Consider the following 18,046-nt stretch of genomic DNA (forward strand, 5'->3'; position numbering starts at 1 on the left):
CCCGGCGGGGAGGGGGCCGGCGGCGGGCGGCCCGGCCGGGGCGTCGGCGCCCAGGGCCTCGACGGACGAGCGGCGCCGCGCGACGCGGGACGGATCGGCGGTCTCGATGCCGAAGTCGACCAGCTCGATCAGGCCCGTGCCGTGCCGGTGGAACGACTCGTACACGAGGTCGGAGGGGCGCCGGACGCCCTGGACGTCGCGGAGCGCGGTGACCATCACCTCGGCGAGGCGCGCGTAGTCGGCGGCGGTGACGGCGAGGATCCCGCCGGGCGCGCCCGGCGCCGGAAGCTCGGTCCACCAGTTGCGCGGGGCGGGCTCGGCGGGCGGGCGCCAGCCGGCCTCGCTCATGACCTCCTCGTCGGCCGGCGTGAGCAGCAGGGGCCCGTCGAGGAAGTTGTTGCTGACCGCCTCGGCGTAGAGCCGGTCGGGCTCGCGCATGGCCTGGACGTAGTGCCGGCTCTCGTCGCGCTCGCGCACGATGAGGATGGTGTCCCGTTCGAGACCCGCCAGCTCACGCCCCAGCCGCCGGGCGAACTCGGACCACTCCAACAAGATCACTCCCTACGGCCGGGCGGACTCCCGGGCCCCCGCGAGACCATGCCCGGGACCCGATGATTGTCGCCGCGGACGCCGTGCGCAAACCGGGAGTTCACTCTGGCGGGGCTTCGTGACGCAGCACACGCAGGGCCTCGCGCAGGTCCCCCGGACGGCCGTCGTGGCGGTCGAGGACGTCGATGAGCCGGTGCAGGATCTCGTGGCGTTCGTAGCCGACGTCGAGCAGGGCCTGGGCGGTCTCCCACAGCTGGGGCGGGTCGCCCTTCCAGAGCCGCTCGGTGAGCCGCTCATGCGCGTCCAGGTGCGCGTCGTCGGCGCCGGGATGCTCGAACTCCAGCATGACGCGGCGGTCGGCGGGGTCGGCGGGGTCGAGGGCGGACAGGTCGATGGAGTCGTGGCGTCCCGGCCGGCGGTGGGTGCCGGACAGGAACGGCAGCGCGAACGCCCGGCGGGGCAGCGCCTCCAGTTCGCCGTCGGGCAGGAGCCGGTCGACGAGCTCGCGGTCCAGCCCGAACGCGGCCGGGTCGCGGTAGGCCTCGGCGAACTTCGCGGTCGCGTCCCAGACGGCGTCCAGCGTGGCCCTGACGCCCTCTTCGGGCAGCCCGGTGCGCTTGCCCGCCCAGCGCACCCACGCGGCCAGCACGTGCGGCACGGCCTCCTGCTCGGTGGGGGACAGGAGCACCTTGCGGGGCAGCCAGTCGAGCAGGAACATCTCGCACTTGATGGGGCTGACCCTCAGCGGCCGGCCGAAGTCGTGGGTGCAGCCGTAGTCGATGATGCGGTCGACGCAGTGGCTGGCGGCCGAGCGGTCCGACAGGTCCTCGGCCTCGTCCGAGGCCAGGAAGCGGGCCGCGATGGTGGCGCGCCGGTCGCGCCCGTACACGGGCGGCTGCGGGAGACGCCCGCCCGGCGGGAGGATGCTCATGCGCGCGCGTACGAACGCGTGGTAGGAGCCGAAGGTGTCGCTGACCGGCGGGTCGTCGGTCTCGTCGGTGAGTTCGAGGGCGCTGCGTAGGAGCGCCTTGGTGTCGCGCGGGTCGAGCTGCTCGAACCGCATGAGGGGGTTGTCGCGGCCCTCCCGGCGGCAGTGGTCGAGGAGCTTGCCGACCTGGGAGGAGACCCAGGCGTCCCGGACCATCCCGCTGGTGGGCGGCCGGCCGGTGCGCGCGGCGCGGGCGAACGGGTCGAGGGCGTACTGCACGGCCCCCGCCTTGTTGCGGTCGACCAGGATGACCAGGGCGTGCCGCTCGGCGCCGCCGTAGGTATAGGTGCAGACGACGGAGTCCTGGTCGCCGTAGACGTCGCGGGAGACGAAGCACTCCTCGGGGGCCACCATCCCGACACGGTCGGCCCAGCCGGGGCGGGCTACGCCGCGCTCCATCAGCTCGAGCGCCGCGCGCTCGGCCTTGGCCGCCTGACGTGGGGTGCCCAGGTAGGCCATGCCGGTGAGGAGCGCCAGCGCGGCCGGGGTCCCGGCCCGCGCGGCGTGGTCGACCAGGGCCTCGCCGATGACCTGCTCGACGTCGCCGCCCGGTACGTGGTGGCCCCACCAGGAGCCGAGGATCTCGCTGACGATCAGTTCGGCGTCCAGCGGGCTGCGCACGGCCAGGAGCTCGCGGGCATGGCGCAGCATCCCATCGAAGATCGCGGAAACCTCGTCCGAGGGGGGCGGGCCGTCCCCGGCCGGGTCCCCGGAGGAGCGGTGGCGGCTGCGGGGACTCACGTCCCCAGTTTCTCAGATCCGGCGCCACGCGTAGTCCAGTACGGCGGCGGAGACCGCAATGGGACGTGTACGCTCGCCCGTTTTGGGATGTCCTGTGAAGGCCGGGCGGGAAGGCGCCGCGACGGGGCGCGCAGGTCAGCCGTCCTTGTCGCCGCCGGTGCCTTGCGCGCCTCTGGCCAGCGCATTCGGGTGGGCCGTGGCATCATCCGGATCCCCGGGCGGCCGCCCGGACGGTGGCTCGGAGTTCACCATCCCCAGCAGATGCTCCCGCGCCATCCGCTCGACCCTGGCCGGAGTGGCGTCGAGCCCCAGGTGCGTCATGCGGGCATGGACGTCGGCGACACAGCGCCGGACCGCCTCGGAGGAGAACGTCGCGAACTCGTTCGAAAGCCGCCGCGCCAGCGCCTCGCGGGGTTCGCTCCGATGATCGGTCAGTGCAGGCATCTGCGCACACCTCCGCGCACGGGGTTCCGGCGGACGGACCGAACCGCCGGCGGGACGAGGCGCGGACGCGCCGGCCCGGTGCCCGGCGCTGTGACCAGCGCTGGGACCGTACGACGGCCGACGTTGCACGCCGGCCCCACCCTGGCTCGGGGAGTTTCCGCCGTGACCTCACCTCGATGTCCCATTTCAGCGTTTTTGTGAGGAGAGTCAAGGGATACCGGGGCGACGTTTCGCAAATTCTGGGCCATCCCGTTCAACGGGCCGTCCCGGTCTCCTGACCGTTCGTGTTCTGGACGTGCTCGCTTTGGACGGCGTCCACCCAGCCCGCATGGTGCCGTGCCGCCCAGTCGCGGTCCACCCGCCCGGTGAGCATCCCGGTCATGGCGCCCCGGTCCCGCAGCGCCTCCCACAGGTGCCCCGCCGTCACAGCGAGGACGGCCAGGAAGAGCCAGTCGTGGACGAACGTGGCGCCCGTCCGCCACCGGTCGGCCCAGGGATCAGGGAACGTGAGCACCTCCCCGGTTCCGAGCATGAGCATGACGGCCCCGGCGGTGAACGCGGCGTTCAGCTTCTGCCCGGCATTGAACTTGCCCACCGGCAGGACGCCGCGCCCATCGTGGACGGCCCGCCGGTCTCCCCGCTTGAGCCACTCCCAGTCGTGCGGAGCGAACCTGTTCAGCCGCCGGATGTCGGCCCGGAACGCGCGGGAGGCCAGCCCGAGGACGATGGGCACCGGCAAGGCGAAGCCGCACCAGATGTGGACGGTCTTCAGCAGCTCCCGGCGTCCGACCACGGTGGACAGGGTGGGGAAGTACAGCGCGGCGGCGGTGCCCAGGCAGACCAGCATCAGCAGGGCGGTCACATGATGGATCGACCGTTCGGCCCGCGTGAACCGCACGAGACGGGACTCCCAGGCCGGATCACGTGGGCGCATCGTCACGTCCGTTCGATCGTCCGACCCATGCGTCCACGTCGTATCCCCGGCGCTCCCAGTAACCCGACCTGACCCTGTCGGTGAGCTCGATGCCGCCCAGCCATTTGAGGGACTTGTAGCCGTACATAGGCGCCACGTAGAGCCGAACCGGCCCGCCGTGGTCATGGGTGACCGGCCCGCCCTCCATTCGCGTCGCGACGAGCACGTCCCTCCGCCGGGCCTGGTCCAGGGTCAGCGACTCGGTATAGACGCCGTCGAAGGAGGTGAACCGCACGGCCTTCGCCTGGGGCGCCACGCCCACCACCTGCAGCAGATCCGGCAGAGCGACCCCGGCCCATCGCACGTCCGGCACCCGCCATCCGGTCACGCACTGGAAATCCTTGTCCAGCGCTGTCTGGGGAAGCCGAGCCAGATCCGCCATGCCGAACGTCCTCGGCTTGTCGACCAACCCGTCCACGGTCATCCGCCAGTCGGCGCCGCTGTAGTGCTTCACACTGCCCGTCACCGTGTAGTAGCGGAATCCGCCGGCCGCAGGGAGAACGTTTCCGAGCTGCCCCACCGGCGCCAGGGCGTGGTTCACCCTTTCCTGTAGGGACGCCCCCACGGCGACCCCGGCGGCGCCGAGCCCGAGCATCCCCAGCACGATCCGCCGTCCCACGGGACTGCCTTCCGCCCGCTCTTCCTCGCTCACCCCTCCATTCGAGCACCGACGCCACAGTTTCGTCACCACCCGCGGGGCCATAAGGGTTTCGACAGATCTTCCAATAGAGCCGCCGCAGAGCCGGAGGGAAACCCCGCCGGTCCGGTGACGGTCCGCTCTAAGCTGGGCGCATGGCCACGAAGGTTCACCTAGCGCAGCGGCCGGAGGCCGACGAACTCCTCGGGCGCAGTCCGCTCGCCGCCCTGATCGGCATGCTGCTCGACCAGCAGGTTCCGATGGAGTGGGCGTTCTCGGGGCCCTACACGATCGTCCAGCGGCTCGGTTCGGACGACCTGGACGCCCACGAGATCGCCGCGTACGACCCGGAGCGGTTCGCGGCGCTGCTGTCGGAGAAGCCGGCCGTCCACCGGTACCCCGGTTCGATGGCCAAGCGGGTGCAGCAGCTGTGCCAATACCTCGTGGAGAACTACGACGGGGACGCCCAGAAGGTCTGGGACGGCGTGGACGACGGCAGGGAGCTGTTCAAGCGGCTGAACGCGCTCCCGGGGTTCGGCAAGCAGAAGGCCCAGATCTTCCTGGCGCTGCTCGGCAAGCAGTACGGCGTCCGGCCCGAGGGCTGGCGCGAGGCCGCCGGCGCCTACGGCGAAGAGGGCTCCCACCGCTCTGTGGCCGACATCACCGGGCCCGAGTCGCTGGCCAAGGTCCGGGCTTTCAAACAGGAGATGAAGGCCGCCGCCAAGGCGGGCAAGTAAAATGTGACCGGAACTCGCCGAACGGGCCGGGGTTCACGGCCCGTGGCGCCCGCGCGCCGTAAAATCTCCAACTCGCCCTCCGAGCGGACCGCCTCCGGCGCGCCGTGAGGACGGCGGTCCGATCCACGCCGTTGCCCGGGAGCACGGGGACAAGGATGTCAACAGGGCTTCCGTAGGCGGCGAACCATCGGGATGATGAGAACCTGACTCGACCGGTGTTGTGATGGAGGCGGGAGCGCTAGCCTGCTCCCATTCACTCATAGTGATGAAAACTTGCCGCGCGGTACGGGACCTTCTGGGGCGGAGGTGTTGTCCATGAGCACCGAGACGTCCGTTCCGCATCCTCGCGTTTCCGGGGTGGAGGGGCAGCCCATGGAAGCATCCGACGCCGCGCTGTACGCGACCCTGCTCAAGGAAGCGCCCGCCGGGCTGGCGTTCTTCGACGGCGACCTGCGCTTCCGCCGGGCCAACGACGCGCTGGCCGGGCTGCTCGGCGTCCCCGTCCGCGACCTGCAGAAGCGGAGGCCCGCGGAGGTCCTGCCCGAGGGCCTGGCGCTGGCGTTCGAGACGGCCCTGCGCAAGGTCCTCGCCGAGGATCGCCCGCTGAGCGACCTCGACCTCGTCGTGCCGTCCGCCGAGGCGCCCGGTGGGGGCGCGGTCGCCACCGCCCTCGAGGAGCGGATCCTGGCCTGCACGTGGCTGCCCTCGCGCGGCGCCGAGGGCGAGCCCCTGGGCGTCGTCCTGACGGCGCTGGACGTGACCGAGCGGCGCCGCGCCGAGGAGGTCATCCGCCGCAAGGAGCAGCGCTACCGCTCGCTGGTGGAGGCCAGCGCCCAGGTCGTGTGGGTGGCCGCCCCGGGCGGCGGAGTGATCGACGACGCGCCCGAATGGCGCGCGATCACCGGCCAGACGCCCGACGACTACGCGGTCGGCGGCTGGATGTCGGTGGTGCACCCCGAGGACCGCCCCCGCATCGAGACGATCTGGCGCGAGTGCGTCGAGGAGAACCGGGTCTTCGAGACCAACTACCGCGTCCGCACCAAGACCGGCACCTACCGGCACTTCGACGTGCGGGCCGTGCCGATCTGGCAGGGCGGCGCGGTCATCGAGTGGGTGGGCGCCAACACCGACGTCACCGGGCAGCGCGAGGCCGAGGAGATGCGCGGCCGGCTGACCGAGCAGCTGTCGGCGGCGGCGCTGCGCACCGCGCGGCTCCAGCAGGCCACCTCGATGCTCGCCGAGGCGCTGACGGTGTCGCAGGTCGTGCAGGTGATCACCGAGGTGGGCCGGTCGGCGATCGGCGCCGACTACTCAGCGGTGGCGCTGCTGGACGACGACAAGCTGCGGCTGAGCATCGTGGCGCCGTCCCAGCCGGGCGTCGAGGGCGAGGTCAGGCCCGTCGTCCGGGACGACATCAAGGTCAGTGACCAGACCGTCATGTCGGTGGCCGTGCGGGAGAGCCGGCCGTTCCTGGCCGAGCACCCCGACAGCCTGCGCCTTCAGCTGGGCCGGGACGAGAAGGGCCTGTTCGCCCAGCACACCGAGGAGCGCGCCTGGGTGGGCCTGCCGCTGCTGGCGGCCGGTGCCCCGATCGGCGCCCTGCGGTTCTCCTTCACCCGCCCCCGGGAGATCACCGAGGAGGAGCGGGTCTTCCTGGAGGCGCTCGCCGGCCAGTGCGCCCTGGCGGTGGAACGCGCCCTGCTGTTCGAACGCGAGCACAAGACCGCCGAGGAGCTCCAGCGCAGCCTCCTGCCCAGCGATCTCCCGCAGCTGCCGGGCATGGTCCTGGCCGCCCGCTACAACCCCGCCACCCGCCATGTCCAGGTCGGCGGCGACTGGTACGACGTGTTCCGCCTCCCCGACGACCGGCTCGCCGTCGCGGTCGGCGACGTGATGGGCAAGGGAGTGCTCGCCGCGGCCGGAATGGGACGCGTCCGCAACGCCCTGCGCGCCCTCGCGCTCAACGACCCCCGGCCCGCCGCCGTCCTCGCCGGACTGGACCGCCTGTTCAGCGCCACCGAGGACGAAGAGCAGTTCACCACCGTCGCCTACGTGGTCATCGACCCCGAGACCGGCCACGGCGCCTTCAGCAACGCCGGACATCCGCCACCCCTCCTGATCTCGGCCGACACGCCCGCCCGCGTCAGCTCCCTGGAACCCGGAACGCCCCTCGGCTGGCCGAGCCAGCGACAGCAGACAAGTTTTTCCATCGAGACCGGCAACACTGTGGTCTTCTATTCCGATGGACTTGTGGAGAACCGTAGGCGTGGGGTGGACGCCGGGCTGGAGGAGCTCGTCGCCGTGGCGGCCGACGCCCCACCTGAAGTGGTAGGAGATCCAGAAAGACTCGTCGACTTCCTGGTCGATCGGATGCTTGCCGGGTATGAGCAGGTAGACGATGTGACCGTGCTTGCGCTGCACGTCCCGCCCAAGCCCGCGTGAGGCCGCCGAAGGCGGCGCGAAGACGGTGCCGTACGTACGAAGGACCGTCCCGCGCCCTCTAAGGTGGAGTGTTACCGGGTAGGACTCCTGAGCGGAATGCGCAGCAGTGCCAGAATGCTTGACCCTTGTAGAGCGGGTACGCTGCGGTCCCGCACCGGAGGTCCCGCCCTGTGTGTGGTCCCACCATGTGTGAGGCCGGGCCCGTCAGGGCACTTGGGTCAACCCAGCCACACGTTCGTTCGAGAGGTATTTGTGTCGCCTGCTAGCTCGACCTCGAAAGCGTCAGATCTGCACGAGCACGTCATCGCGCAACTGATCGAGCGTGGACGGTCCCAGGGTTACCTCGAAGCCGACGACGTACGACGTACGTTCGAGGAGGCCGACATCCCCGTGTCGAAGGCCTCCAGCATCTTGCGGAGCCTCAGCAAGGAGGGTGTGACCGTCATGGTGAGCGCTGCCGACTCCGCAGCGCCCAAGCGTCCGCGCAAGCGCGCGGCGCCGCCGGCGCGCAGGCCCAAGACCGCCGCTGCAGCCAAGGAGCAGCCCGACACGGTGACCGCCGTCGTCAGCGACGACGAGGCCGCCGAGGAGACCGCCGCCGGGCCGCGCCCGGCGCCCCGCAAGCCCGCGGCGCCGAAGGCCGCCAAGGCCAAGAAGCCCGCGCCGGCGCGCAAGGGCGCCCCGGCGCCGAAGGCCGCGGCCGCGGCCCCGGCGAAGAAGGCGGGCGAGGAGCCCGACCTCGACGACGAGGTGGACGTCGACCTCGACGAGGACCTGACCGATCTCGAGGTCGACCTCGAGGTCGACACGGCCGTCGAGGCCGAGGAGCCGGCCGAGGCCGAAGAGGACGAGCCGGCCCCCGCGCCCGTGGCCAAGGCCACCGGCGGCAAGCCCGGCGCCGAGGGCGTCGCCCCGGCGAGCGAGGAGGAGGCGTTCACCCTCGGCGACGACGACGAGGACGCCCCCGCTCAGCAGATCGCGGCCGCCGGCGCCACCGCCGACCCGGTCAAGGACTACCTCAAGCAGATCGGCAAGGTCCCCCTGCTCAACGCCGAGCAGGAGGTGGAGCTCGCCAAGCGCATCGAGGCGGGCCTCTTCGCCGAGGAGCGCCTGGCCGCCGACGGTCCCGCGATGTCCGAGGAGGACACCGAGGACTTCGAGTGGATCGCCGAGGACGGCCGCCGGGCCAAGAACCACCTGCTCGAGGCCAACCTGCGGCTGGTCGTCTCGCTGGCCAAGCGCTACACCGGCCGCGGCATGCTGTTCCTGGACCTGATCCAGGAGGGCAACCTCGGCCTGATCCGCGCGGTCGAGAAGTTCGACTACACCAAGGGCTACAAGTTCTCCACGTACGCCACCTGGTGGATCCGGCAGGCCATCACCCGGGCGATGGCCGACCAGGCCCGCACCATCCGCATCCCGGTGCACATGGTCGAGGTCATCAACAAGCTGGCGCGCGTGCAGCGGCAGATGCTCCAGGACCTGGGCCGCGAGCCCACCCCGGAGGAGCTGGCCAAGGAACTCGACATGACCCCGGAGAAGGTCGTCGAGGTCCAGAAGTACGGCCGGGAGCCGATCTCTCTGCACACCCCGCTCGGTGAGGACGGCGACAGCGAGTTCGGTGACCTCATCGAGGACTCCGAGGCGATCGTTCCCGCCGACGCGGTCAGCTTCACGCTGCTGCAGGAGCAGCTCCACTCGGTGCTGGACACCCTGAGCGAGCGCGAGGCGGGCGTGGTGTCGATGCGGTTCGGCCTCACCGACGGCCAGCCGAAGACGCTGGACGAGATCGGCAAGGTGTACGGGGTGACCCGGGAGCGCATCCGGCAGATCGAGTCCAAGACCATGTCGAAGCTGCGGCACCCGTCGCGCTCGCAGGTTCTGCGCGACTACCTCGACTGACCGTCCGTCACGTCGTGAGCGGGCCCGTCCGGGGACGGACGGGCCCGTTGCGCGCCCGAATCCGGGCGCGCCCAGGTCCGTGTGACCCTCCCGGGCCGCTTCCGGCCGGTCTCAGTCGTGCAGGACGACGTCGAGGTCCGTCCCGTTCAGCTCGACCGTGTGGCCGAGGTCCGCGACGGCTTTGAGCAACTCGCCAGGAGTCCGGGGCGACGCGCCCGCGCTGAGGAGATCGTGGGCGATCCGCCCCCGGGTCGCCTTCGCCATGTGGCTCACGACCGTCCGTTTGGGAACGCCGCCGACGATCCGCTCCCTGAAGACCCGCACCGCCACGGCCGGCTGTGGAGCCTTCCACGCGGCCGCGTACGGCCCGGAGCGCATGTCGACGACCAGGCCGTCCAGATGCAGGGCCTCGCGTATCACCGGCCGCCAGAGCGCCCCCAGACGGCCCATGCGCGGCAATGTCACCGCCATCGCGAGCCGGTAGGGCGGGATGCGGTCCGTGAGCCTCAGCGCGCCCCACAGCCCCGAGAAGACGATGATCCGCTCGGCGGCGGCACGCTCGTCCAGCGCGGGCAGGTTCAGGTTGTCGTAGAGGACGCCGGTGTAGAGCCGCCCGGCCGGCAGGGTCGGCGCCTCCATCAGCGCCATGTTGCGGGCCAGCGCCTCCTCCACCTGCCCGGCGGGCAGTTCGAGCACTTCCCGGGCGTTCTTGCGCCGGGACGCCTTGCCCAGGGCCGCCAGGAGGCGCGCGCGGACCGGGTTGAGCTCGGGGAAGCTCAGGGAGCCCAGATCCAGGGGAGGGCCGTCCCCCTCACCGGCCTTCTTCTCCGACGGTGGCAGCAGGATGTGCACGATCCCCCCAAAGCGCGGTACGACTCGATGAAGACGGTCACGATGGGATGATGCTCCCACCCTTTGCGTGATTCACGTCACCGCGTCACCGTTTTTCGATGCGGAGAGTGATTGATGCATCACTCTATGGAGTTCTCTGGTGTGTAGTCGGAAGTAGCGGGAAATGCGAACGGCGGTCACCGCCTCTGGTGACCGCCGTGCGGGGAGTGGTTATATTTCGATGCCTACCGCTCGTCGTCCACGGTGGTAGCCGGGGTTTCGTTGAGCCTGTCGGTCTCGTCCTGAATGTCGGCCCCGTTGGCGCGGAGGGCCTCTGCGTACTTACGCCCGTGGTGGGCGCAGAACAGAAGGTCGCCGCCGCCTACAAGGACTGCACGGACGTAGGCCTGGGCGCCGCAGCGGTCGCAACGGTCGGCGACGGTCAACGGCTTGGTTGGGGCAAGGGCTCCAGTCACGGCACCTTCCTCATGCTCGGGGTCGGTACTTAGGAGAACATCTAACCCGACGTGGACGTTCCCAACCTGTTTCTTCGTACGCCCACAGCAGAATGGACCAATTAGTGACCGAGGTCACACCGGCGCGTGTTCAGGCGGCGTCCCAGCGGAACAACCGCGTCGCGATCAGTGCACCGGCGACCGCCACGCCCAGCAGAACGCCGATCTGCGGCAATGCGGACGTCGGTCCGAGCCCACGACCCATCACGTTCAGCATGCCCTCGTTGAGATAACGCAAGGGGAAGACGTAGGAAAGAGTCTTCATCCACGTCGGGGCGTCGTCGAGCGGGAAGAACGAGCCGCCGAGGAAGGCCATCGGCAGGACGATCAGCTGGGTCACGGCCTGCGCCGTCTCCTGCGACTTGGCCCAGGCTCCGATCACCATGCCGATCGACAGGAACGCCAGGACCCCGGCCGCCACCATCGGGACGGCCATCCACCACGAGTGCCCGAGCTTCAGCCCGAACACCGGCAGCTGCGCCACCAGCACGAACAGCGCGAACTGGACGAGCGCGACGGCGAGGCTGACCGCGACGCGCGCGGCGAAGACCGTCGGGATCGGGGCGGGCGACAGCTGGAGCCGCCGCAGGATCCCCTTCGTCCGCCACGTCACCAGCGTCTGTGACGCGCCGAACACCCCGGCCGACGCCAGCGCCCACCCCAGCAGGCTCGGCGTGAAGAACTGGATCGCCTTCAGGGAGTCGTCCTCGACCTGCTGGGTCGTCACCTTGAAGGCCGGTGGCCTGCCGGTGGCCGCGAGGTTCGCCGACTGGACGATCGAGTCCATCAGCCCCCGGACCGTCCCGGACTTGACCTGGTCGGCCGCCGAGTAGTGGACGACCAGCTCGCCGCCCCTCTGCTCCACGACGGCGTCGGAGTCGCCCTTCTCCACCTTGCGCAGCGCCTCGGCCCGGTCGGTGCTCCGGGTGACCTTCATGACCTTGCCGAGCCCGGCGCCGTCGCGCGCGACGGCCTGGTCCACGACCGGCACCTGGCCGATCTCCAGGACCTTGACCTTGGACGTGGTCTGGTGCCCGAAGACCCCACCGAAGATGACCAGGAACATCAGGGGGAACAGGACGGTGAAGAAGAGCGCTCCGCGGTCTCGCCGGAAGCCGAGGAACATGGCGCGTGCCAGGCTCTTGAAGCTCTCGTAGTTGCTCACGCCCTGTACTCCCGTCCGGTGAGGTCGAGGAAGACGTCCTCCAGGGTGGCGCCACGGATCTGGACGCCGTCCAGGGCGTCGCGGGCTGCCATCGCCGCGACCACCGCCGAGGGGTCCCGGGTGGAGATGATGAGGGACACCCCGTCGTCGTCGGCGTCGTCCGCGCCGGGCAGCAGCCGGGCCTCACCGGCCTCCAGCACGCCGCTGGCCACGCTGATGCGGGCCGGCGCGTCCAGGCCGCGGACCAGCGCCGCGGGCGGGCCGAGCCGCAGGATCCGCCCCGCGTCCATGATCGCGACGCGGTCGCAGAGGGCCTCCGCCTCGTCCATGTAGTGCGTGGTCAGCACCACCGTGCGCCCGGCGGTGCTGATCTCCTTCAGGACGTCCCAGAGGTTGCGGCGGGCCTGCGGGTCCAGCGCTGCCGTCGGCTCGTCGAGGAACACGAGCTCCGGGTCGTGGACGAGAGCGCACGCGATCGACAGCCGTTGCGCCTGTCCGCCCGACAGCTTCTCGACCCGCACGTCGGCCTTGTCGGTGAGCCCGACGGCCTCCAGCATGACGTCGGCCTTCTTCGCCGGGACGCCGTACAGCGAGCCGAACGTCCGGAGCTGCTCGCGGGCGGTCAGCCGCTCGAAGAACGAGGACGCCTGCAACTGCACGCCGATCCGGGGCAGCAGCCGGGGGTTGCGCGGCCACGGCGCCATCCCGAGGACGGACACCTCGCCCTCGTCGGCCTCGCGGAGACCTTCGATGATCTCCAAGGTGGTGGTCTTGCCGGCCCCGTTGGGCCCGAGGATCCCGAAGAACTCGCCCTCGTCCACCGCGAAGGTGACCCCGTCCGCGGCAAGGACGTCACCGTAGCGCTTGCGCAGGCCGGTGACCTCGATCGTTTGTGCCATGCTTCGGGAGCGTAGGCAATGACATAGATCGCGCGCACCAATCCATAGGTGGACGTATCGTCCTCCACCCCGCCGGCGGGGAGCCGCCGCCCGACCGTCCCGCGACCCGCGCTCCCGGCAGGTCCGAAAGTCCCCGGCGGCGAGCCCTTCGGCGGTTTGTCGCCGGCCGGGGGTACCCTTCTGCCGAATGTCCTACCCCCGAGGAGCACAGCAGTTGACCGCCGCGACCGCCGAAGCGACCACCGACGACCCGCACGGCTACTCCGCCCGGCACCTCTCGGTGCTCGAGGGGCTGGAGGCCGTGCGGAAGCGACCCGGAATGTACATCGGGTCGACCGACAGCCGAGGCCTCGCACACTGCCTGTGGGAGATCGTCGACAACTCCGTCGACGAGGCCCTCGCCGGGTACTGCACCCACATCAGCGTGACGATGCACGCCGACGGCTCGTTCGAGGTCGGTGACAACGGGCGGGGCATCCCCGTCGACCTCGAGCCCAAGACCGGCCTCCCCGGCGTCGAGCTGGTCATGACCCGGCTCCACGCGGGCGGCAAGTTCGGCGGCGTGTCCTACACCGCCTCGGGCGGCCTGCACGGCGTCGGCGCGTCCGTGGTCAACGCCCTGTCGGCCCGCCTCGACGTCGAGGTCGACCGGGAGGGCCACACCCACGCGATCAGCTTCCGGCGCGGCCTGCCCGGCGAGTTCGCCGACGAGGGCCGCCCGAACGCCCGCTTCAAGAAGCGCTCCGGCGTGCGCCAGGCCCGCAAGGTGGCGCGCAAGGTCACCGGCACGCGCACCCGGTTCTGGCCCGACCTGCAGATCTTCCTCAAGGACGCCACGGTCGAGCAGGCCCTCGTCATGGACCGGATGCGCCAGACCGCGTTCCTCATCCCGGGCCTGACCATCGACGTCCGCGACGAGCGCGGTGAGGAGACCGTCGAGGCGACCTTCCGGTTCGACGGCGGCATCGGCGAGTTCTGCACCTACCTCGCCAAGGACGCCCCCATCGTGGACGTCCTGCGGCTGCAGGGCCGCGGTCACTTCACCGAGACCGTTCCCGTGCTGGACGAGCAGGGCCATCTCACCCCCACCGACGTGGAGCGGGACCTCGAGGTCGACGTCGCGCTGCGCTGGGGCACCGGCTACGACACGATCACCAAGTCGTTCGTCAACGTGATCGCCACCCCCAAGGGCGGCACCCACGTCCGCGGGTTCGACCGCGCCGTGCTCAAGGTGCTCAACGAGCAGCTGCGCGCCGTGCGCCTGCTGAAGAACGGCGACGAGGACGTCATCAAGGAGGACGTCCTGGAGGGGCTCACGGCCGTGGTGACGGTCCGGCTGCCCGAGCCGCAGTTCGAGGGCCAGACCAAGGAGATCCTCGGTACCTCCGCGGCCACCCGCATCGTCTCCCAGGTCGTCATGCGCGAGCTGCGGGCCCTGTTCGACAACCCCTCACGCGGCCAGAAGCAGCCGCTGCGGGCCGTCCTGGAGAAGGTGGTGGGCGCGGCCAAGACCCGCATCGCCGCCCGCACCCAGCGCGACAACCAGCGCCGCAAGAACGCCCTGGAGAACTCCGCGCTGCCGGCCAAGCTCGTCGACTGCCGCACCGCCGACGACCGCAGCGAGCTGTTCATCGTCGAGGGCGACTCGGCCCTCGGCACCGCCAAGCTCGCCCGCGACTCCGAGTTCCAGGCGCTGCTGCCGATCCGCGGCAAGATCCTCAACGTGCAGAAGGCGTCCGTCGCCGACATGCTCAAGAACGCCGAGTGCGCCGCGATCATCCAGGTGATCGGGGCCGGCTCGGGCCGCACGTTCGACCTCGACGCCTCCCGCTACGGCCGGATCATCCTCATGGCCGACGCGGACGTCGACGGGTCGCACATCCGCTGCCTGCTGCTCACCCTGCTCTACCGCTACATGCGGCCGATGCTGGAGGCGGGCCGGGTCTTCGCCGCCGTCCCGCCGCTGCACCGCATCGAGCTGACCAAGCCCAAGAAGGGCCAGGACAAGTACGTCTACTGCTACAGCGACGGCGAACTGCGCCGCAAGCTGGTGGAGTTCGAGCGCAAGGGGCAGCGCTGGAAGGAGCCCGTCCAGCGCTACAAGGGCCTGGGCGAGATGGACGCCGACCAGCTGGCCGACACCACCATGGACCCGCGGCACCGGATCCTGCGCCGGATCCGCATCGAGGACGCCGAGGACGCCGCCAAGATCTTCGACCTGCTGATGGGCAGCGACGTGGCGCCCCGCCGGGAGTTCATCACCGCCGGCGCCTCCGAGCTCGACACCGAGCGCATCGACCTTTAGCGGGCGCGTCGACCCGTGGCGGCCCGGCCCTCCACCCTGCGGTGGAGGGCCGCAAGTCCAGCCTCGCTCCGATCCGCCGGGCCGTGCGGGTCTCTAGCGTCGAAGCCATGAACGCGCTGGAGAGCGTGCTCCTGGCCGGGGCGATGCTCGCCCTGATTCTCCGCCGGCAGCTCCGCGCCGCACCGGTGGACGAGCGCAGGCTCTACGCGGTGCCCGCCGTCCTCATGGTCGTCGGCATCGCGCAGGGCGGGCTCGTCGGCGGAGCGCATCCCGTCCTGGCGGTCGCCCTGTTCGCCGGCCAGGCCGTCGCCGCGATCGGTTTCGGCGTGCTGCGGGCCGCCACGGTGCGGCTGTGGCGCGAGCCCGGCGGCACGCTCTGGCGGCGCGGCACCGCCCGGACCGCCGTGGCCTGGGCCGTGTCGGCGGCCGCCCGCGCCGCGCTGATCGGCGCCGGGTACGCGGGCGGCATCAGGCCCGCGCCCGGTGGTGTGCTGCTGCTCCTCGGCGCGACACTGCTCGTCCAGAACCTCGTCGTCGGCCTGCGCGGGCGGGCGATCACGGCGACCGCGACGGCCGGTGTCATGTCATGAGGATCAGCGGGTTCGCCAGTGAGGGGCGGGCCGTCCGGGCGGTGCTCATCGCCGTCGTGCTGGGCTGGGCGGTCGTGTCGTACACCCGCGGGCTGCTGCACTCCAGCCCGGCGCCGGGCCTGCACGGCACCGGGCTCGTGCTGCTCGTGCTCAACGCGGTGACGATCGTCCTGCTGGGCTGCGGAGCGTGGGCGGTGCGCGAGCGCGAGCCGCGCCGGTGGCGGGCGGGCATCGGCCTGCTGGCGGCCTCCGTCGCGACTTCGCTGGCGCTGTACGCCATCGCGCCCGACGCTCCCGGGAACTTCACCTTCACGCTGGTCGGCCTCTGGGCGCTGCTGTCCCGGCTCCCGCTTCCCTGGGGTCTCGTCGCGTCGGTGGTCACCGCTGGAACGATCACTGGGCTGGGCGAGCGGTTCCGCGCCGAGGGCGCGGACCTCGGGCTGCTGGTCGCGTTCGCGGGCATCACCCTCGGCGCCGTCTCGAGCCGGCAGGGCGCCGCCGCGCAGGAGGCCGCCCGGCGAGCCGAGGCCGCCAACGCGGTCCTGGCGGAGCGCTCGCGGATCGCCAGGGAGATCCACGACATCCTGGCCCACTCGCTCTCGGCGCAGATCGTCCACCTGGAGGGGGCCCGGCTGCTGCTGTCGCGCGACGGCGACCGCGTCCAGGCCCTCGACCGCGTGGAACGGGCGCGGAACCTGGCCCGCTCGGGGCTGGAGGAGACCCGGCGGGCGCTCGCGACGCTCCGCGGGGAGATCCCCGAGCCGAAGGAGGTCCTCGCGGAACTGGCGGAGGAGTTCTACGCCGGGACCGGCCGCACCTGCGACGTGCACGTGACGGGGATCCCGCGCGAGCTGTCTCCCCAGGCGGGGCTCGCCGTCGTCCGCACCGCGCAGGAGGCGCTCACCAACGTCCGCAAGCACGCGCCCGGCGCGCGCGCCAGTCTCGTCCTGCGCTACCTGGAGGACGCCGTGGAACTGGAGGTGGCCGACTCGGGCGGCACCGAGGCCGGCCTGCGGCTGGACGGCGGGGGCTACGGGCTGGTGGGGATGCGAGAACGGGCAGAGCTGATCGATGGGACCCTGGAGACCGGACCACGGGGCAGGGGATTCCGGGTGTCCTTGCGAGTGCCGACGTGACACTGGGCGGTGTGGTGAGCGACAAGACGAGGATCCTGGTCGTCGACGACCAGACGGTGGTGCGGGAGGGCCTGGTCCTCCTGCTGGAGCTGCTGCCCGGCCTCGAGGTGGCCGGCTCGGCCGGTGACGGCGAGCAGGCCGTGGCGATGGTCGCGGAACTGCGCCCCGACGTCGTGCTGATGGACCTGCGGATGCCGCGGGTGGACGGGGTGGAGGCGACCCGGCGCATCAAGCGGGACCATCCTGGTGTGGAGATCGTCGTCCTGACGACCTACGCCGACGACGAGTCGATCTTCGCGGCGCTGCGCGCCGGCGCCCGCGGCTACCTGACCAAGGACGCCGGCGCGGACGAGATCGCCCGTGCCGTCGCCGCCGTCCGCGGCGGCGCCGCCCAGCTCGACCCGGCCGTCCAGCGGCGCCTCGTGGAGGCGGTCGCGGGCGACGAGCGGCCGCGCCGGCAGGGCCGCGGCGGGCTGCCCGACGGGCTGACCCGGCGGGAGGCCGAGGTGCTCGCGCTGATCGCCCGCGGGCGGTCCAACACGGAGATCGCCGGTGACCTGTTCATCAGCGAGGCGACGGTCAAGACCCACATCAACAACCTGTTCGCCAAGGCGGGCCTGCGGGACCGCGCCCAGGCGGTCACCTACGCCTTCCAGAACGACCTGGCCGACCCGTCCGGCTGACCTCGGGTCCCACCGGGGCGGCGCGCGGTCCCCGGCGAACGCGCGGGTCAACGTGCGGCATCCGGGAGCAAGGGGCCGGTCAAAGCGCTCGCCGGGACGGGCCGGCGCCGCGACGCTGGGGAGCATTCCGCATCCTCGAGAGGACCGGCGTGCTCAAGACCTGGATGATCGCGGACTACCTGCGGCCCTACGCGCGATGGCGGATCAACCGGGCCGATCCGCGCGACGACGACCGCAACGCCCGCGCGGCGATCGGGCTGATCGACGCGGCCGCCTACCTGGCGCGGCTGGACGAGACCGAACGGGTGATCGGCCGCCTGGCGGGCGCGGGCCGCTTCGCGCCGGGCCGGTTCGAGCCGGGCGCGGAGGGCGAGCGGATCATCCGGTTCTGGCACTACGAGGACGCCGCCGGCGGCCCGGCCGAGCTGCTGGAGGCGCTCGCCGAGGCCGCGGAGCGGGCCCGGCGCCCCGGCGGCGCGGCTCCGGCGTGACCGGGCCGCGATGACGAC

17 protein-coding genes are annotated in these 18,046 nt (G+C 71.6%); 8 read left to right on the plus strand and 9 right to left on the minus strand.

Annotated features, from left to right (window positions below; all coding sequences use genetic code 11):
- The 5 genes from E1291_RS27965 to E1291_RS27985 all read right to left on the minus strand — a co-directional run.
- Window positions 1–552, minus strand: a 552-nt coding sequence (locus E1291_RS27965) for a TY-Chap domain-containing protein (protein ID WP_442316393.1), incomplete at its 3' end; no start/stop codon positions are given.
- Between the two features lie 97 nt (window positions 553–649).
- Window positions 650–2,188 carry a hypothetical protein gene (locus E1291_RS27970; RefSeq protein ID WP_131741086.1) on the minus strand — a complete coding sequence of 513 codons (1,539 nt, stop codon included), beginning with the start codon at window positions 2,186–2,188 and terminating at the stop codon, window positions 650–652.
- A gap of 225 nt (window positions 2,189–2,413) precedes the next feature.
- Window positions 2,414–2,722: a hypothetical protein gene (locus tag E1291_RS27975; RefSeq protein ID WP_242614418.1), complete on the minus strand. Its 309-nt coding sequence runs from the start codon at window positions 2,720–2,722 to the stop codon at window positions 2,414–2,416.
- 253 nt (window positions 2,723–2,975) lie between these two features.
- Window positions 2,976–3,656: a cytochrome b/b6 domain-containing protein gene (locus E1291_RS27980; RefSeq protein ID WP_207400973.1), complete on the minus strand. Its 681-nt coding sequence runs from the start codon at window positions 3,654–3,656 to the stop codon at window positions 2,976–2,978.
- Window positions 3,643–4,347: a molybdopterin-dependent oxidoreductase gene (locus E1291_RS27985; RefSeq protein WP_207400974.1), complete on the minus strand. Its 705-nt coding sequence runs from the start codon at window positions 4,345–4,347 to the stop codon at window positions 3,643–3,645. The genes E1291_RS27980 and E1291_RS27985 overlap by 14 nt, the downstream gene beginning before the upstream one ends.
- Before the next feature lie 140 nt (window positions 4,348–4,487).
- Between E1291_RS27985 and E1291_RS27990 the strand changes: the two genes are divergently transcribed.
- The 3 genes from E1291_RS27990 (at window position 4,488) to E1291_RS28000 (ending at window position 9,413) form a co-directional block, all read left to right on the plus strand.
- Entirely contained in the window at window positions 4,488–5,069 is a 582-nt protein-coding gene (locus E1291_RS27990) for an HhH-GPD-type base excision DNA repair protein (RefSeq protein ID WP_131741076.1), read from the plus strand.
- Between the two features lie 372 nt (window positions 5,070–5,441).
- The gene (locus E1291_RS27995) at window positions 5,442–7,511 is read left to right on the plus strand and encodes a SpoIIE family protein phosphatase (RefSeq protein WP_370771045.1); all 2,070 of its coding nucleotides are present in this window, start codon (window positions 5,442–5,444) and stop codon (window positions 7,509–7,511) included.
- 252 nt (window positions 7,512–7,763) lie between these two features.
- Complete coding sequence (locus tag E1291_RS28000) at window positions 7,764–9,413, plus strand: RNA polymerase sigma factor (protein ID WP_207400975.1); 1,650 nt, start codon at window positions 7,764–7,766, stop codon at window positions 9,411–9,413.
- Window positions 9,414–9,524: 111 nt separating this feature from the next.
- On the opposite strand, the gene E1291_RS28005 is transcribed toward E1291_RS28000, so the two are convergent.
- The 4 genes from E1291_RS28005 to E1291_RS28020 form a co-directional block, all read right to left on the minus strand.
- A complete protein-coding gene (locus E1291_RS28005; protein WP_131741079.1) occupies window positions 9,525–10,265 on the minus strand; it encodes a YaaA family protein in 741 nt (246 codons plus the stop codon).
- A 224-nt stretch (window positions 10,266–10,489) separates the two neighbouring features.
- Window positions 10,490–10,720: a DUF7455 domain-containing protein gene (locus tag E1291_RS44200; RefSeq protein WP_131741080.1), complete on the minus strand. Its 231-nt coding sequence runs from the start codon at window positions 10,718–10,720 to the stop codon at window positions 10,490–10,492.
- A 130-nt stretch (window positions 10,721–10,850) separates the two neighbouring features.
- Entirely contained in the window at window positions 10,851–11,924 is a 1,074-nt protein-coding gene (locus E1291_RS28015; protein WP_207400976.1) for an ABC transporter permease, read from the minus strand.
- Window positions 11,921–12,823: an ABC transporter ATP-binding protein gene (locus E1291_RS28020; protein ID WP_131741081.1), complete on the minus strand. Its 903-nt coding sequence runs from the start codon at window positions 12,821–12,823 to the stop codon at window positions 11,921–11,923. The genes E1291_RS28015 and E1291_RS28020 overlap by 4 nt, the downstream gene beginning before the upstream one ends.
- 214 nt (window positions 12,824–13,037) lie before the next feature.
- Between E1291_RS28020 and E1291_RS28025 the strand changes: the two genes are divergently transcribed.
- The 5 genes from E1291_RS28025 (at window position 13,038) to E1291_RS28045 (ending at window position 18,028) form a co-directional block, all read left to right on the plus strand.
- Window positions 13,038–15,128, plus strand: coding sequence for a DNA gyrase/topoisomerase IV subunit B (locus tag E1291_RS28025; protein WP_242614419.1), 2,091 nt, complete (start codon window positions 13,038–13,040; stop codon window positions 15,126–15,128).
- Window positions 15,129–15,235: 107 nt separating this feature from the next.
- Entirely contained in the window at window positions 15,236–15,718 is a 483-nt protein-coding gene (locus tag E1291_RS28030) for a hypothetical protein (protein WP_131741083.1), read from the plus strand.
- A complete protein-coding gene (locus E1291_RS28035) occupies window positions 15,715–16,854 on the plus strand; it encodes a sensor histidine kinase (protein ID WP_131741084.1) in 1,140 nt (379 codons plus the stop codon). Before E1291_RS28030 ends, E1291_RS28035 begins: the two co-directional genes overlap by 4 nt.
- A gap of 14 nt (window positions 16,855–16,868) precedes the next feature.
- Entirely contained in the window at window positions 16,869–17,537 is a 669-nt protein-coding gene (locus tag E1291_RS28040; protein WP_131741088.1) for a response regulator, read from the plus strand.
- A gap of 149 nt (window positions 17,538–17,686) precedes the next feature.
- On the plus strand, window positions 17,687–18,028 hold the full coding sequence (locus E1291_RS28045; RefSeq protein WP_131741085.1) for a hypothetical protein: 342 nt from the start codon (window positions 17,687–17,689) through the stop codon (window positions 18,026–18,028).
- Window positions 18,029–18,046: the final 18 nt, after the last annotated feature.

Origin of the sequence: Actinomadura roseirufa, assembly GCF_900659635.1 — a bacterium.
Taxonomy (GTDB): domain Bacteria; phylum Actinomycetota; class Actinomycetes; order Streptosporangiales; family Streptosporangiaceae; genus Spirillospora; species Spirillospora roseirufa.

What these genes read in the sequence shown, in the direction of transcription:
- E1291_RS27995 (WP_370771045.1), top strand. Translation starts at nt 5,442, where the DNA reads ATGGAAGCATCCGACGCCGCGCTGTACGCGACCCTGCTCAAGGAAGCG.
- E1291_RS28020 (WP_131741081.1), bottom strand. Translation starts at nt 12,823, where the DNA reads ATGGCACAAACGATCGAGGTCACCGGCCTGCGCAAGCGCTACGGTGAC.
- E1291_RS27975 (WP_242614418.1), bottom strand. Translation starts at nt 2,722, where the DNA reads ATGCCTGCACTGACCGATCATCGGAGCGAACCCCGCGAGGCGCTGGCG.
- E1291_RS28030 (WP_131741083.1), top strand. Translation starts at nt 15,236, where the DNA reads ATGAACGCGCTGGAGAGCGTGCTCCTGGCCGGGGCGATGCTCGCCCTG.
- E1291_RS28035 (WP_131741084.1), top strand. Translation starts at nt 15,715, where the DNA reads ATGAGGATCAGCGGGTTCGCCAGTGAGGGGCGGGCCGTCCGGGCGGTG.
- E1291_RS27980 (WP_207400973.1), bottom strand. Translation starts at nt 3,656, where the DNA reads ATGCGCCCACGTGATCCGGCCTGGGAGTCCCGTCTCGTGCGGTTCACG.
- E1291_RS27970 (WP_131741086.1), bottom strand. Translation starts at nt 2,188, where the DNA reads ATGCTGCGCCATGCCCGCGAGCTCCTGGCCGTGCGCAGCCCGCTGGAC.
- E1291_RS27990 (WP_131741076.1), top strand. Translation starts at nt 4,488, where the DNA reads ATGGCCACGAAGGTTCACCTAGCGCAGCGGCCGGAGGCCGACGAACTC.